The sequence below is a fragment of the Campylobacter aviculae genome (assembly GCF_005406215.1).
GTDB lineage: Bacteria > Campylobacterota > Campylobacteria > Campylobacterales > Campylobacteraceae > Campylobacter_D > Campylobacter_D aviculae.
In genome coordinates this window covers 20,727-32,483 of record NZ_NXMA01000005.1, presented here as the reverse complement: position 1 = coordinate 32,483, position 11,757 = coordinate 20,727, and the positions used below count along the sequence as shown (strand labels likewise).

Annotated in this window: 24 protein-coding genes and 1 tRNA gene; 2 read left to right on the top strand and 23 right to left on the bottom strand. The window is 28.0% G+C overall.

Translation table 11 applies throughout. The annotated features are described in order from the left end of the window. The first annotated feature begins 99 nt into the window (after positions 1 to 99). Both CQA76_RS03640 and CQA76_RS03635 read left to right on the top strand, forming a co-directional pair. Positions 100 to 186 (top strand) — tRNA-Leu (locus CQA76_RS03640). A gap of 208 nt (positions 187 to 394) precedes the next feature. After that, positions 395 to 1,570, top strand: a complete 1,176-nt coding sequence (locus tag CQA76_RS03635; protein ID WP_137622100.1) for a tyrosine-type recombinase/integrase — start codon at positions 395 to 397, stop codon at positions 1,568 to 1,570. Here CQA76_RS03635 and CQA76_RS03630 read toward each other — a convergent pair. The 23 genes from CQA76_RS03630 to CQA76_RS03520 form a co-directional block, all read right to left on the bottom strand. Further along, entirely contained in the window at positions 1,567 to 1,767 is a 201-nt protein-coding gene (locus CQA76_RS03630) for a helix-turn-helix transcriptional regulator (RefSeq protein ID WP_137622099.1), read from the bottom strand. The genes CQA76_RS03635 and CQA76_RS03630 overlap by 4 nt on opposite strands. A gap of 1 nt (position 1,768) precedes the next feature. Next, positions 1,769 to 2,122 carry a hypothetical protein gene (locus tag CQA76_RS03625; protein WP_137622098.1) on the bottom strand — a complete coding sequence of 118 codons (354 nt, stop codon included), beginning with the start codon at positions 2,120 to 2,122 and terminating at the stop codon, positions 1,769 to 1,771. An 18-nt stretch (positions 2,123 to 2,140) separates the two neighbouring features. Next, positions 2,141 to 2,944, bottom strand: a complete 804-nt coding sequence (locus tag CQA76_RS03620) for a DNA cytosine methyltransferase (protein ID WP_137622097.1) — start codon at positions 2,942 to 2,944, stop codon at positions 2,141 to 2,143. Further along, positions 2,941 to 3,303 (bottom strand): YopX family protein, encoded by a 363-nt coding sequence (locus CQA76_RS03615; RefSeq protein ID WP_137622096.1) that lies wholly within the window; start codon positions 3,301 to 3,303, stop codon positions 2,941 to 2,943. The genes CQA76_RS03620 and CQA76_RS03615 overlap by 4 nt, the downstream gene beginning before the upstream one ends. A gap of 61 nt (positions 3,304 to 3,364) precedes the next feature. After that, a complete protein-coding gene (locus CQA76_RS03610) occupies positions 3,365 to 3,640 on the bottom strand; it encodes a hypothetical protein (protein ID WP_137622095.1) in 276 nt (91 codons plus the stop codon). Next, positions 3,615 to 3,995, bottom strand: coding sequence for a hypothetical protein (locus tag CQA76_RS03605; protein ID WP_137622094.1), 381 nt, complete (start codon positions 3,993 to 3,995; stop codon positions 3,615 to 3,617). Before CQA76_RS03605 ends, CQA76_RS03610 begins: the two co-directional genes overlap by 26 nt. Continuing rightward, entirely contained in the window at positions 3,996 to 4,217 is a 222-nt protein-coding gene (locus CQA76_RS03600) for a hypothetical protein (RefSeq protein ID WP_137622093.1), read from the bottom strand. Positions 4,218 to 4,227: 10 nt separating this feature from the next. Next, positions 4,228 to 4,989, bottom strand: a complete 762-nt coding sequence (locus tag CQA76_RS03595; RefSeq protein WP_137622092.1) for a hypothetical protein — start codon at positions 4,987 to 4,989, stop codon at positions 4,228 to 4,230. Continuing rightward, positions 4,947 to 5,234 carry a hypothetical protein gene (locus CQA76_RS03590; protein WP_137622091.1) on the bottom strand — a complete coding sequence of 96 codons (288 nt, stop codon included), beginning with the start codon at positions 5,232 to 5,234 and terminating at the stop codon, positions 4,947 to 4,949. Before CQA76_RS03590 ends, CQA76_RS03595 begins: the two co-directional genes overlap by 43 nt. An 82-nt stretch (positions 5,235 to 5,316) precedes the next feature. After that, entirely contained in the window at positions 5,317 to 5,628 is a 312-nt protein-coding gene (locus CQA76_RS03585) for a hypothetical protein (protein ID WP_137622090.1), read from the bottom strand. 147 nt (positions 5,629 to 5,775) lie between these two features. After that, positions 5,776 to 6,012 (bottom strand): helix-turn-helix domain-containing protein, encoded by a 237-nt coding sequence (locus CQA76_RS03580; protein ID WP_137622089.1) that lies wholly within the window; start codon positions 6,010 to 6,012, stop codon positions 5,776 to 5,778. A gap of 227 nt (positions 6,013 to 6,239) precedes the next feature. After that, a complete protein-coding gene (locus CQA76_RS03575; RefSeq protein ID WP_137622088.1) occupies positions 6,240 to 6,476 on the bottom strand; it encodes a transcriptional regulator in 237 nt (78 codons plus the stop codon). Positions 6,477 to 6,740: 264 nt separating this feature from the next. Continuing rightward, a complete protein-coding gene (locus CQA76_RS03570) occupies positions 6,741 to 6,965 on the bottom strand; it encodes a transcriptional regulator (protein WP_137622087.1) in 225 nt (74 codons plus the stop codon). Between the two features lie 491 nt (positions 6,966 to 7,456). Next, positions 7,457 to 7,687, bottom strand: a complete 231-nt coding sequence (locus tag CQA76_RS03565) for a transcriptional regulator (RefSeq protein ID WP_137622086.1) — start codon at positions 7,685 to 7,687, stop codon at positions 7,457 to 7,459. An 84-nt stretch (positions 7,688 to 7,771) separates the two neighbouring features. Continuing rightward, a complete protein-coding gene (locus CQA76_RS03560; protein ID WP_137622085.1) occupies positions 7,772 to 8,002 on the bottom strand; it encodes a transcriptional regulator in 231 nt (76 codons plus the stop codon). A 47-nt stretch (positions 8,003 to 8,049) separates the two neighbouring features. Next, positions 8,050 to 8,508, bottom strand: a complete 459-nt coding sequence (locus tag CQA76_RS03555) for a type II toxin-antitoxin system PemK/MazF family toxin (protein WP_137622084.1) — start codon at positions 8,506 to 8,508, stop codon at positions 8,050 to 8,052. 63 nt (positions 8,509 to 8,571) lie between these two features. Further along, positions 8,572 to 8,961 carry a hypothetical protein gene (locus CQA76_RS03550; RefSeq protein WP_137622083.1) on the bottom strand — a complete coding sequence of 130 codons (390 nt, stop codon included), beginning with the start codon at positions 8,959 to 8,961 and terminating at the stop codon, positions 8,572 to 8,574. Then, complete coding sequence (locus tag CQA76_RS03545; RefSeq protein ID WP_137622082.1) at positions 8,946 to 9,188, bottom strand: hypothetical protein; 243 nt, start codon at positions 9,186 to 9,188, stop codon at positions 8,946 to 8,948. The genes CQA76_RS03550 and CQA76_RS03545 overlap by 16 nt, the downstream gene beginning before the upstream one ends. Further along, complete coding sequence (locus CQA76_RS03540; protein WP_137622081.1) at positions 9,188 to 9,418, bottom strand: hypothetical protein; 231 nt, start codon at positions 9,416 to 9,418, stop codon at positions 9,188 to 9,190. Before CQA76_RS03540 ends, CQA76_RS03545 begins: the two co-directional genes overlap by 1 nt. 9 nt (positions 9,419 to 9,427) lie before the next feature. Continuing rightward, the gene (locus CQA76_RS03535; RefSeq protein ID WP_137622080.1) at positions 9,428 to 9,805 is read right to left on the bottom strand and encodes a hypothetical protein; all 378 of its coding nucleotides are present in this window, start codon (positions 9,803 to 9,805) and stop codon (positions 9,428 to 9,430) included. 47 nt (positions 9,806 to 9,852) lie between these two features. Next, positions 9,853 to 10,608, bottom strand: coding sequence for a DNA-methyltransferase (locus CQA76_RS03530; RefSeq protein WP_137622079.1), 756 nt, complete (start codon positions 10,606 to 10,608; stop codon positions 9,853 to 9,855). Then, positions 10,609 to 10,794: a hypothetical protein gene (locus CQA76_RS03525; protein ID WP_137622078.1), complete on the bottom strand. Its 186-nt coding sequence runs from the start codon at positions 10,792 to 10,794 to the stop codon at positions 10,609 to 10,611. A gap of 73 nt (positions 10,795 to 10,867) precedes the next feature. Beyond that, positions 10,868 to 11,599 (bottom strand): phage regulatory protein/antirepressor Ant, encoded by a 732-nt coding sequence (locus CQA76_RS03520; RefSeq protein ID WP_137622077.1) that lies wholly within the window; start codon positions 11,597 to 11,599, stop codon positions 10,868 to 10,870. Positions 11,600 to 11,757: the final 158 nt, after the last annotated feature.

The window sequence follows — 11,757 nt, the reverse complement described above, 5'->3', positions numbered from 1 at the left end:
ACAAGCAATAAGTGTTCCAAATTTGTTAAAACTTGTTCAATATAAAACAATAATTTTAAATTGTTTTTTAGTCTAAATAAGATATAATTCAAGCTTTAAGCCCAAGTGGTGAAACTGGTAGACGCGCCAGACTCAAAATCTGGTAAGGGCAACCTTGTGTCGGTTCGAGTCCGACCTTGGGCACCATTATACTCCTATATATAAATCCTCTAAAATACTTCAAATCGTAGTCAGATATCGAAAATAAAAGGTTTTAGTTAATTGTGCTGTATTGTTGCTTTATGTGGCAATTTGTGCTAAAATGTGGCGTAAAAAGTGGGTTACTTTTAAAAAAGTGGGTTACTAAGTGGGTTACTTTTTTACAAAAAAAAGACACTAAAATACAAGGAAAAAAATGACAAAAATTACTAAACTAACCGATAGTTTTTTAAAAAATATTAAATGTGAAGATGGGAAAAAATTTATAAAATTTGCAGATCCGAGTATTAAAAGTTTGTATATTTTTGTTTATCCAAGTGGTAAGAAAATTTTTAAAATAAGACAAGCAAATGATACTTATATAAAAATAGGAGAGTATCCTTTGCTTTCTTTGGCAGAGCTTAGAGAATTAGCATTAAATGCCTTTAAAATGAAAACAAAAGGACAAAATATAAAAAATGCAAAAAGGCAAAAATTTGGAGAAATATATGATGAAGTATTAAATTTAAACATCAAAAATAATTTTTCTAAAAAAACGATCCAAAGAGGGCTAAATTACAAAAAAAGTATCTTCAAGTGTTTTGAAAATAGGAATATTACTGAAATAAAAAGAAGTGAAATTGTGGAAGTTTTAAAACTCTTAGAGGATAAATCAGCCACTCTTGAAAAAGCTAAGGTCTGGATCAATAAGGTTTTTGAATATGCTTTGCAACTCGAAATAATAGAATTTAACCCTGTTGCTTCTATTAAAAATAGTATTGTTTTTAAAAAACCAAAGGCTACTATCCACCAACCTACTTTATTAGATGAAAAAGAGATTAAAAAATATATCCATACTTTAAAAAATGCGGATATTAAAGAAAGCCATAAAAGACTTTTAATGTTTAATCTTTTAAGCGCTCAACGTCCAGGTAATGTTATAAATGCAACTTGGGATGAATTTGATTTAAAAAATGGTTTGTGGATAATATCGGCTCAAAAAATGAAAATGCGTAGAGAGCATATTATAGCTTTAAACACTCAAGCACTTAAAATCTTAAAGGAACAAAAAAAAATTAAAGTCAATGATTATGTATTTGCCGGAAGTTCTAAAAAAGGTCATAATAGCGAAAATATTACTTGTAATCTAAATAAACGCTTAGGATACAAAGGGATTCAAACAGCACATGGTTTTCGTGCCATGTTTAGAAGTATAGCCAATGAGCAACAAAAAGAACATGGTATTAGTATGGATATAGCCGAACTTTGTTTAGCACATGAACAAAAAAACGCTATTTTAAAAGCTTATAATCGTGGGGATAATATAGAACTTAAAAGAAAGTTGATGCAGTGGTGGGGAGATTATATAGAAAGAATTGCAGGGAAAATTTAACTCACCCTGCGACTTTTATACCATTGATCTATTTCTGATTTTTCATATTTTATAGTGCCTCCAATTTTAAAACCTTGTGGAAAATTATATTTGCTTTGATTTTTTCGCATTCTCATTTTGCGTATTGTATCTTTGTGATAGCCTAAATACTCTGCCACCTCTTTAGTTGATAATAATGTTGATAATAATTTTACCATTTCATTCTCCTTTTTCTAAATCAAAACCTAATTTTGCAATAATTGCTTTTTGCTCTTCATAAACTAAAAAATTAGAAATCAATACTAAAACATCACCGAAACAAAAGCGATTATAGCTCGTGCTTTGTTCTAGTATCTTGATCTCTAAATTATCACTTGATTTTTCAAGTGAAGCAGTTATTTTCCAATTTTTTTCGACAATCTTTGACACCTCATCTTTTGCCCCTTGCATAAAAGCTTTATCATCTCTTAGAAGTAACATTTCTTTTATGCTTTGTTTTAACACCTCCTTTGTATTTGCCAGCTCTTTTTCTAAAGCTAGTCTTGCTTTTTTATATTCGTTAAATTCTTTCATGTTTTTTTCCTTTTTATATTATTTTTTCATACTAAATAAACATTCTCTTATTGTTAAACCATAAATTTTTACAATTAAAGGAATAACAGCGTTACCTAAAGCCTTAATTGCGTCCAAAACTTTGGATAACCCATCATCTCTTCGTATATCGACACAATTAATTTCATAATCTTTTTCATATCTTCTTTTTCTATACAAGCTATATAAGGATATAATCTCTTTTGATGGCATTTGTGGGCTTTCATTTGAGTAGAAATAGAAAAATTCTTTATGCAAAAAGCATCCGATGCTAAGGGAGTCGGTAGAAAAATATTCTTTATTCCAACAAATAATATAAGCTCGTTCTCTTTTATGCGCGTATCCAAAGGACTTAGCACATAGTATTTGCCACCAACAATCATACCCGATTGCTTGAAGCTCTTTTGTAAATTCTTCTCTAATATTATCTCGCCGAATAAGTTCTGAACTATTTTCAAACAAAATAAATTTTGGTTTTGTAAATTTGATGATTCTAACAGCCTCATAAAACAATCCACTCCTTTCTCCACTAAGTCCTTTTTTCATACCGGCTATGCTTAAATCTTGACAAGGAAAACCAGCCGTAATTAAATCAATTTCTACATTCTTAAAATCTCTTTCATTAAGATGCTTAACATCTTCAAAAACATGGCTTTGATTAAAATTTTGTCTTAAGATTTTTTGACAATAAGGATCGCATTCGCAAAAATATAAAGTTTTAAATAACTCATTATCTGCCATTTGCAAACCTAAAGCAAAACCACCAATACCACTAAACAAATCTAAGTGATTAATAACACTCATTCTAAAAGCTCCTTGTTTGCGTGGATATTGCCTATTATTTCTAGTTCTATTAATAAAAATTCCCTCATTAAATCTTCGTAGCCACTTTCAATATTTGATAGATAAAAAGCACCTTCTTTGAAAACGACTTTATAAATATCCTGCCCGTGTGAGTCTACATTCTCCAATATATCACCTTCAAAAATCTTTTTACGATTTCTATCATAAAATCTAGTCCAAAGTTCTAATTCATATTCTTGATTAAGATGCCCCATTCCTTTTAGGGAATCAAGTATTAAAATTGAAATAAGTGCATAATTGGTTTCATATTTATTGAATTCATTATTCCAAATTCTAAAATCAAAATCTTTTAGCTTCATTTTTACTCCTTTATAAGCTAATAAATATAAAAACAAATAAGTCTGATAATTAACTCAAATATCATTTTTCTTCCTCTTTTTCCTCACCTTTACTTTGCTCTTGATTAAAAAGATTAGGTTGTTTTAAAAAATCTATATCTTGCATAACTCTTTTAAATTGTTCTTCATAAGACTTAATGCTTTCATTAATAGCCTTTCTTTCCTCTTTTAAATTATTTAAAGTTCTAAATAAATTTGCAGCCTCCATAGCAAGTCTTTTTAGTTCTTCGTTAAATTCCCCTTGTTTTTCAAGCTCATTAAGCTCAAGTTCGTTAAACTCTTGCTCTAGTTTTTCCATTTTGTATTCCTTTCAATAAATTTTCTAGTCTTTTTATGCCACGATCTAAGACTTCTTGTTCTTCTTTTGTTCTTGTTTTACTTTCTTGTATATTTTTAGCTTCTATGCCATAAAATACAAAGTCTATACGCTTGTAAAAATCTAGTTTGGTTTTATAAAGCTCTCTTAGTCTTTTTAAAATGCTTTCTTTTTGTCTTTGAAATTCAGCTATTAAAAAAGCACTATTATAAAAAAAGCAAAGTTTTCTTTCTTTTTCATGTCCTACTATACGAACATCAATTAAGCATTTATTTAAATCGCCCTCTAAAACAAGTTTTGCTAAATCATTAGCTTCTAAGATCCACGTTACACTCATTTAGCACCTCATCAAATAAATCTTAGTTAATTCTCTTGTGATTTTTTCGCATTTAAAACCTATCTTTAGCTTATAATCACAAGCAGGACATTCTCCATTTAAAATACATTCTTTGCCTTCTTCTGCGTTTTCATTTCCTTGTATGAATTTAGAATCAGGGGCAAAAAGTAAGTCGCAGTTTGGACATTTTATAACACCTTTAAAAATAAATTTTGTTTTCATTATCTCTTCCTTAACTTGCCAAAGCGTAAGGTTTAAAAACCTTAGCCCATCGTGGATTATTTAAAAATTTAGTTTGTTCTAGTATCACTTCTATATTAAAATGCCAAATTCCGATCATTCTTAGATAATCTTGCATAAAATCAAAGGCTTCATTGACATCGCTTTCTATGCAATCTAAAAATTTATTTTTAAGTCTAAATCTTAGCTCTAATCTTTTCCATCTTGTAAATTCTGGCTTTAATTTCTCTTTGTGATAATAAGTTTGTTTTTCGTATTTATCATAGATCAAAACACGTTTTAAATTGTAGTATTTGCTTTTGGGTGAATTGACATAAATACTTGTTTTATAAGCGTGAATTTCTCCATCGATTTTAAGTTTTTTAAATCTGTTGGCGTGTTCGTATTCCCTTGCTTTAGATACTGCTAAATTATCATCAAAATCACAAGCAATATCTACGCTGTAAGCTTTAAATCGCTTGATCATTTTGCTTAAGATTTTCCAAACCTCAGCTTCTATTTGTTTGCTTGGCTGATAAAGTCCATTAAATTGAACTTCTATATAAAAATCTTTTGATTTTTTATTCTTTTTAGATAACTCAAAACAATCTTTTGAGTGATCAAGGATAATTATCGTATTTGAAAGACTTTTATTTCTTGGCTTTAAGTTAATATAACGCATCTTAAAAGGATAACGCTTATCGTTTGTTTTTAGACTTTTGAATTTTTCTTTTACAAATTCATCGATACTTTTGTTTCTTGTTGTACTTCGCATTTTTTCAAACAATCCCCACTTTTTAAGGTATTTGTAAAAGGTTGTTTTTGAGATAACAAAGTGGAAGCTATCGTATCCTGTGCTGTGTTGCATAAAATATCCTTTTCAAATCCTTTTTTCATTATAAAGCCATTGCTACTTATCTTTACAAGTGCATAGCCACGCATTGCTAATTTTTCTATCAGTTTTGCTCTGTTTGCATACTCAAGAGCTTTATTGTTTTTCTGTATGGGTTTAAAACTCATTGATTTCCTTTTTTTAGACATTAAATGAGTGTTTAGGGTTTGTGAAAATGTCCTAAACACTGATAAATTAGTGATTTTTTATTTAATGGTTGAAAAGTTTTCTTTGTTTTTCTAATTTAAATACCAACACATCGCAAGCTTTTTTACTTAGCTCATCATTGGCACTTAAAATTTTAGTTTTAAGTTCTCGCATTAAACTTTCTACCCAAAGAAAAAGTTCATCATCTCTAAAAACAAAAAGCTGATTTTTAGCAAATTCTGCTTTTAATTTCTCGTATCTTTCTCCTTGTATGTTTTTAAGGTTATAAACCTTTTCTTTGGTTTTTTTGTGTTTTTGCTTTTCGATTAAAAGCTGATATTTTAAAGCTTTTATTTCGTTTTCTAAATGTTGCATTTAATTTCCTTTTTTGGTTTATAAATACTTGATAAGCTTCTCAAATATGTTTCAATATCAAATTATAACTTATTTAAGAAATAAAGTCAATATATTTTTATATGTTTTATAAGTCTTTGGTAGAAAATTTATTTATTAAAGAAGTGATTATTTAGAAATATCTTTTATAATCTCTTTTAATAGATCAAATTGCTTAAGCTGTTTTTTAAGCTCTAGGGTCTCTAAATATAAATTAATGGCTACTTCTATTGTTTTACTTATTTCACCAGTAGAGGCATTCTTATTTAAAGTAGCTTCACTATATCCAATTTTTTCTCCAAGTTGTTTATAGGTTAGCCCTAATTCTTTACAGGTTTTCTTGATAAGATTATCATTTTTTGCCATTAATTATCCTTTTCTTAAAAAACAAATTCTACCAAAAACATACTTAAGCTTTAACTATCATTTAAAGCTTTTATTTCGTTTTCTAGGCATAGTTCGTTACTCATTTTTTACTCCTTAGTTTAAAAACACTTTATTTGTGTTTTAATTATTAAATAATACACTAATTTTATGTTATTGTCAATAGTTAATATATATAATTTATGTTTTTAGTAGAAATTCAAACACTTTTAAAGTGTTTTTGTAAGAATTTTTTTAAGAGTTCTAAAATCTTCTAATTCTTCTTTGAGTTTTAAATTTTCTAGATATAAATTAATAGCAAATGTAAGCGGCTCACTTATCTTTTCCTGTCTTGAAGCATTATTTAAAGCACTCTCGCTATATCCAATCTTTTCTCCAAGTTGTTTATAGGTTAGCCCTAATTCTTTACAAGTTTTCTTGATAAGATTGTCATCATTTTTTGCCATTAATTATCCTTTTTTCAAAAAACAAATTCTACCAAAAACATACTTAAGCTTTAACTATCAGCTTTTATTTCGTTTTCTAAATGTTGCATTTAATTTCCTTTTTTGGTTTATAAATATTAGTTTTACTCCATTCTTTCATATATTTATAAATGCTAATTTTCTTAACATTTATAATTAAATTATACAAAGTATCTTATTAATTAATGCTTAAAATTGATAATTATTTTTGTGTTTTAGTAGAATTTTTGTTAAGTTATTTAACAATTAAATATTTTTGAAAATAGATTTAATCGTTTCCCAATCTTTAAGTTGTTTTTTGAGTTCTATTGTTTCTTTTAATAAATTTATAGCCGCGGAAGTTTGCTCGCTAATCTTTCCACTTGCAATAGTAGCCCTTAAACTCGGTTCGCTCCAACCTAATTTTTGTGCTAAATCTTTATAAGTAAAATTATTTTCCTTGCAAAAATCCTTAATCTCTTGTGCTGTCATTCAAAACCTTTCTCAAAAAACAAATTCTACCAAAAACATACTTAAGCTTTAACTATCATTTAAAGCTTTTATTTCGTTTTTTTAAGTATTACATTTGCTTCCTTTTTCGAGTTCTTTTACTCTCCTTTCAAGCTTATAAATTTTTATAGATAAGCCACAAATCAAACTAGATATTACTAACACTAAAAGTTCTAAAACCATTTTTACTCCTTTTTTGCTATAATAGAAAAGGTAAAAGATGATAAGGGCTTTCGCCCTTTGCTTTAATGCTTTCTTGCTTGGATAATTGCAGTTATCAAGCAGATTAAAGCAGTGATTAACTCGAGCACATCACTGATATTCATCTTTTACTCCTTTCTATAAGCCGTATTAAATCCGACTTATGAAAGAATTATAACAAATTTAATACTTATTTGTCAAGATTAAAAAAGTAAATTATAAGTTTTTTTATAAAAAAAAGCGTATTTAATACAATCCAAAAATGGATCGTATTATTTGGAAAGCTGTTTTATAATGTCTGAAAGCGTATCTAATACTTTTAATTTTTCTTTTAGATTTATATTTTCTAAATATAAATCTAAAGCTTTTTGCATTTGAGTTGAAATATTTCCAGTTCTTGCAGCTTTTGATATAGCTTCTTCGCCAAATCCTACCAACTCCCCTAATTGCTTATAAGTAAGCCCTAATTCTTTACAAGTTTTTTTAATGATGTTTTCGTTCATATCTCTCCTTATATTTTAGTTAGTTATTTTATAAAAAAGATGGTTTTTAACCAGCGGAAAATTCCGCCCGTTGATTAAAAAAGCCTAAAGTAAGGCTTTTTTAAGTATTTGTTTTAAATTCTCATAATCTGCTAATTGCTCTTTTAAATTTTCTATTTCTTTTAAAAGCTCAATCGCTTTAGCTGTTTGGTCGCTAATACTATTTTTTTTAATTGCGTTTTGCAACCCCCCTTCACTCATTCCTATTAACTCACCAAGTTCTTTATAAGTTAAATTTCTTTCTTTGCAAAAATCCTTAATCTCTTGTGCTGTCATAGCTCTCCTTTATCAATTTTTAATGTTTTTTAGTTATAATTTTTGCATTACTTTTCAGAAATGAAAGGAATTGGCTCATTTTTTGAGTTTCCCTGTCTTCGTGCAGGGCTTATTATTTTTTCTGCGATTTTATTCTTAATTTTTTCAAAATCATCATTATTTATTTTTCCTATGTAAGTTCTTATTCTTTTAGTATCAAAAACTCTCATTTGTCCTAAAAGTGCAACTTGCAAAGTGCCTTTATTGTCCTTAAACTTGTGGAATAAAAAGCCTTTCTTATTCTTAGTCTTAGAACTTAAAGGAATACCTAAAAATGTGCCATTATAAAAGCTATTTAATACCAAAACAGGACGGGTAAAAAATTCATCTTTACCATAAACTTCAGCTCCGACATTCAAGCCCAAGCTAAGCCAATAAATCTTTTTTACTTTTGCTTTTTTGGTTAATTTTATATTATTGAGCTTCTTTTTATGTTTGTTCCATTTATCATACTGATCTGTATCCATTTCACTCCTTTGCAAAAACTAATTTTATCAAATTTTACCCTTCTTTCTCTGCTTTGCTGTTGATTAAAAAAACTTATTAGCCAAAGAAAAAGCTAAGCTTATACTTTGTTTTATAGCTTCTTCATCTGCTAATTTTATACTATCTCTAAGTTTATCACCTAAAGTTTTATTATTTTGTAGTGTTTTTGGGATTGATTTTAAAATTTCTAAAGACTTAAGGGTTAATCTTACACCAAAGAAACATTCTTTTACCTCTTCATTAAAACTTATAAAATCAAAATCTCTTAATGCTATAATCGTTTCATAAACAAATTTTACATCTTCTTTGGTTGCATCACTATCCTTGATAAGATCTTTTAAAATGTAAATATCTTTTTTTATAGGAAAATTATCAAGCAAGATAGCTAATACTTTTGCACTATAAAAATCGAATTTTTCTATATTGCTTTGCATGAATTCTCCTTTTCATCGCAAACAAAATAAACTTTTACATTCTTATTTTTGTTAATTAAAAGAATTTGTTCGTGTAAATTTTCAAAAGGACTTTCTAAATTGTCATAAAATTTCAATCCACACACGGGACAATTTTTAATGCTACAATGAGTGTTTATAATGATTTGTGTTTCACAATTTTTACATTCTAATTTAAACTTTTTTATTTTAGCGATTTCTTGTTCCATCACATTCCTTTTTTACAAACAAAATAAAATTCTGCATTTTTATTTTTATCAACGCTTTTAAACAATTCAATTAAAATTTCAAAGGGATTATATCCTAAATTTTCATCTATAAACTTTATTCCACACTGCGGACAAGTTTTAATAACATTGCCTATTTTTGTAATGATTTTTGTGTCGCAATTTTTACATTTTATTTTTAATTCTGTGATTTTTTTTAAATTCTTATCCATATTTAAACCTTATTTTATTAGCTCAAAAATATAACTAATGGTATTTTTTAAAATTTCATTATTTGTTTTGTGAGAAAAGTTTAAAATTCTATCTGCTAAACTTTCTTTACTTTGGATACTTTTTGGTGTGGCTCTTAATACGCTTAAACCCTTAGCACTCAATCTAACTCCTAAAAATGCACTCGGACTTATTGTTTTTGTTTCTATTTTTATAAGTTCTAATTCTTCAAGGTATAAAATACTATGATAATATATTTTATCTAAGCCTGTGGTATTTTTTTCAAGTATAAGATCTGAAACTACAATATCACTCTTAAGTGGAAAATTTTCAAGTAAGATTTTAAAAACACGACCGACGCATATATCAAAATGTTCTAAATTATCCATAATTTTACTTTTTTTCAAATTTTACAAAATTAATTTTATCAAAATTTTTAAGCAAATAAACATCTTTGTATTTGTTTAAACATCACCTCATTTGCACTTTTAAAAAATTCTTTTTTTATCTCAAAGCCGTATGCTTTTCTATTTAAATTTGCAGCAGCTAAAAGAGTGCTTCCACTACCCGCACATGGATCGATGACTACATCATTACTATCTGTAAAAATGCTTATAAGTCTTTCTAAGAGTTTTACGGGTTTTTGTGTGGGATGAATTTTTGGAATATCATCATCTTTGATCCAATCCATACAATTATAAATCATCTTGCCGTCGTTGTTAAATTTTGGCAATTTATCCCTATAAAGGATTAAGGCATATTCACAATTTCCAACTATTTTCATATTTGCTTTTAAAACCTGTGATGAAGTTTGTTTTCTAAAGACTAGATTTATATAATGGTTAAAGCCGTATTTTTTAGCTACCTCTATAAGCATAGCTTGTTGCTCGAAAGAACAAAAAACGATCATGCAAGGACTTTTTCCACATTCTTTGGGTTCTTTAATCAGCATTTTAGAACAAAAATGCATGAATTCGCTTACCCTAAAATCATTATCCGTATCAAAAAAAGCTTTATTTGCTTTTTTACTTTCTCCGTTTTTATTATCGCCACCAATATACCACTCAGGACTTGATGCATAAGCATTATTTCCTAAGTTATAAGGAATGTCGGCAATGACTAGCTGTGCTTTGGGTATATTATACCTTTTGAAATTTTGAAAATGATCGTTATATAATTGTGGTTTAAACATTTATTTTCCTTTTTTTATTTCATCACACATCTTTACAAAATCATAAACATTAGTTTTAAAAACAGCATTTCCGCTTTTAAATTCTAAAGGTAAGTATTTGAGTAGTTCTATTTTATAAAGAGTGTTTGAAGTGTCTATTAAAGAGCAGGTATCGCTCAACTTAAGAATTAATGCGTATTCACTCATATTTGAGTAAATATCTGCACTCGCATTCAGTGCTAAGATAACAAAAATATTAGTCTTTTCATTATAAATTCCTTTAACCTGCTTTTAAAATAGACTTTAATACCGCGATTTGACCCTTGCCTGTTATTTTGGTTGTGCTTACAAGGCGATCGCCTTTAATGGTGCTTATGGTGGTTTGGCTTACTTTAAAAAGTCCTTGTTCGATGTATTTTTGATAAGGTTTATTGTCGTTCATTAGAAAGCCTTTTTCACGTAAAATTTTAAAAAGTCTTTTTTCTCCAATTTCTAAGTGATTTTTTTCGTGTAAAATTTTTGCATAATCTCTTATTAAAATAGCATCGTTACTTTCTTTTATGCGATTTGCAAAATGGATTAGCGGTGCGTTTTGTTCGGCTTCATTTTTTAGATTTATGTTTTCTTCTTGTAGCTTTTCATTTTTCTCCAAAAGATCTAATTGCATTTTCAAACTTTCTTTCAATGAAAGCGGTTTGTAGCTTTGTTTTCTGATTTCATTTTCTAAGTATTCTAATCTATCGATTATCTTTGCTCTTAGTTCTACACTATACCCACTCACTAAAATCAATACTTCTCTTTTTGGTAAGCGGTAACACTTGTAAAATTGCTTATTTTGCGGGTTTTGGTGGGTATGCCCAAATTTGGACACACCCCCTTCAACTACTTTTTCTAAGTAAGTTTCTATATCTCTTATAACATGCTTATGTTCTTTTCCCGTAAGCTCTGCGATTTCCAAAGAAGTTAAGCTTATTTCTTTGTTTTCATCTTTTTTAAAAAGCTCTAAATTCATTTTTTTTATCTCCTTTTTTAGTGCTTAAATGAGGATTTAATAAGGTTATTATGAAATAAAGAAGACTCGAAGGAGAAATTCTGATGATAAAAAGTGACTTTTTATACCTTATAAACCCCCATTTAAACACTAAGCCAAAACTTAAGACCTGCATTCGA

Coding starts and splice junctions, on each gene's coding strand:
- CQA76_RS03595 (WP_137622092.1), bottom strand. CDS start 4,989: ATGCGAAGTACAACAAGAAACAAAAGTATCGATGAATTTGTAAAAGAA.
- CQA76_RS03630 (WP_137622099.1), bottom strand. CDS start 1,767: ATGGTAAAATTATTATCAACATTATTATCAACTAAAGAGGTGGCAGAG.
- CQA76_RS03575 (WP_137622088.1), bottom strand. CDS start 6,476: ATGGCAAAAAATGATGACAATCTTATCAAGAAAACTTGTAAAGAATTA.
- CQA76_RS03555 (WP_137622084.1), bottom strand. CDS start 8,508: ATGGATACAGATCAGTATGATAAATGGAACAAACATAAAAAGAAGCTC.
- CQA76_RS03560 (WP_137622085.1), bottom strand. CDS start 8,002: ATGACAGCACAAGAGATTAAGGATTTTTGCAAAGAAAGAAATTTAACT.
- CQA76_RS03545 (WP_137622082.1), bottom strand. CDS start 9,188: ATGGAACAAGAAATCGCTAAAATAAAAAAGTTTAAATTAGAATGTAAA.
- CQA76_RS03590 (WP_137622091.1), bottom strand. CDS start 5,234: ATGAGTTTTAAACCCATACAGAAAAACAATAAAGCTCTTGAGTATGCA.
- CQA76_RS03520 (WP_137622077.1), bottom strand. CDS start 11,599: ATGAATTTAGAGCTTTTTAAAAAAGATGAAAACAAAGAAATAAGCTTA.
- CQA76_RS03530 (WP_137622079.1), bottom strand. CDS start 10,608: ATGTTTAAACCACAATTATATAACGATCATTTTCAAAATTTCAAAAGG.
- CQA76_RS03570 (WP_137622087.1), bottom strand. CDS start 6,965: ATGACAGCACAAGAGATTAAGGATTTTTGCAAGGAAAATAATTTTACT.
- CQA76_RS03615 (WP_137622096.1), bottom strand. CDS start 3,303: ATGAAGCTAAAAGATTTTGATTTTAGAATTTGGAATAATGAATTCAAT.
- CQA76_RS03585 (WP_137622090.1), bottom strand. CDS start 5,628: ATGCAACATTTAGAAAACGAAATAAAAGCTTTAAAATATCAGCTTTTA.
- CQA76_RS03580 (WP_137622089.1), bottom strand. CDS start 6,012: ATGGCAAAAAATGATAATCTTATCAAGAAAACCTGTAAAGAATTAGGG.
- CQA76_RS03625 (WP_137622098.1), bottom strand. CDS start 2,122: ATGAAAGAATTTAACGAATATAAAAAAGCAAGACTAGCTTTAGAAAAA.
- CQA76_RS03550 (WP_137622083.1), bottom strand. CDS start 8,961: ATGCAAAGCAATATAGAAAAATTCGATTTTTATAGTGCAAAAGTATTA.
- CQA76_RS03620 (WP_137622097.1), bottom strand. CDS start 2,944: ATGAGTGTTATTAATCACTTAGATTTGTTTAGTGGTATTGGTGGTTTT.
- CQA76_RS03600 (WP_137622093.1), bottom strand. CDS start 4,217: ATGAAAACAAAATTTATTTTTAAAGGTGTTATAAAATGTCCAAACTGC.
- CQA76_RS03535 (WP_137622080.1), bottom strand. CDS start 9,805: ATGGATAATTTAGAACATTTTGATATATGCGTCGGTCGTGTTTTTAAA.
- CQA76_RS03605 (WP_137622094.1), bottom strand. CDS start 3,995: ATGAGTGTAACGTGGATCTTAGAAGCTAATGATTTAGCAAAACTTGTT.
- CQA76_RS03610 (WP_137622095.1), bottom strand. CDS start 3,640: ATGGAAAAACTAGAGCAAGAGTTTAACGAACTTGAGCTTAATGAGCTT.
- CQA76_RS03540 (WP_137622081.1), bottom strand. CDS start 9,418: ATGGATAAGAATTTAAAAAAAATCACAGAATTAAAAATAAAATGTAAA.
- CQA76_RS03525 (WP_137622078.1), bottom strand. CDS start 10,794: ATGAGTGAATACGCATTAATTCTTAAGTTGAGCGATACCTGCTCTTTA.
- CQA76_RS03635 (WP_137622100.1), top strand. CDS start 395: ATGACAAAAATTACTAAACTAACCGATAGTTTTTTAAAAAATATTAAA.
- CQA76_RS03565 (WP_137622086.1), bottom strand. CDS start 7,687: ATGAACGAAAACATCATTAAAAAAACTTGTAAAGAATTAGGGCTTACT.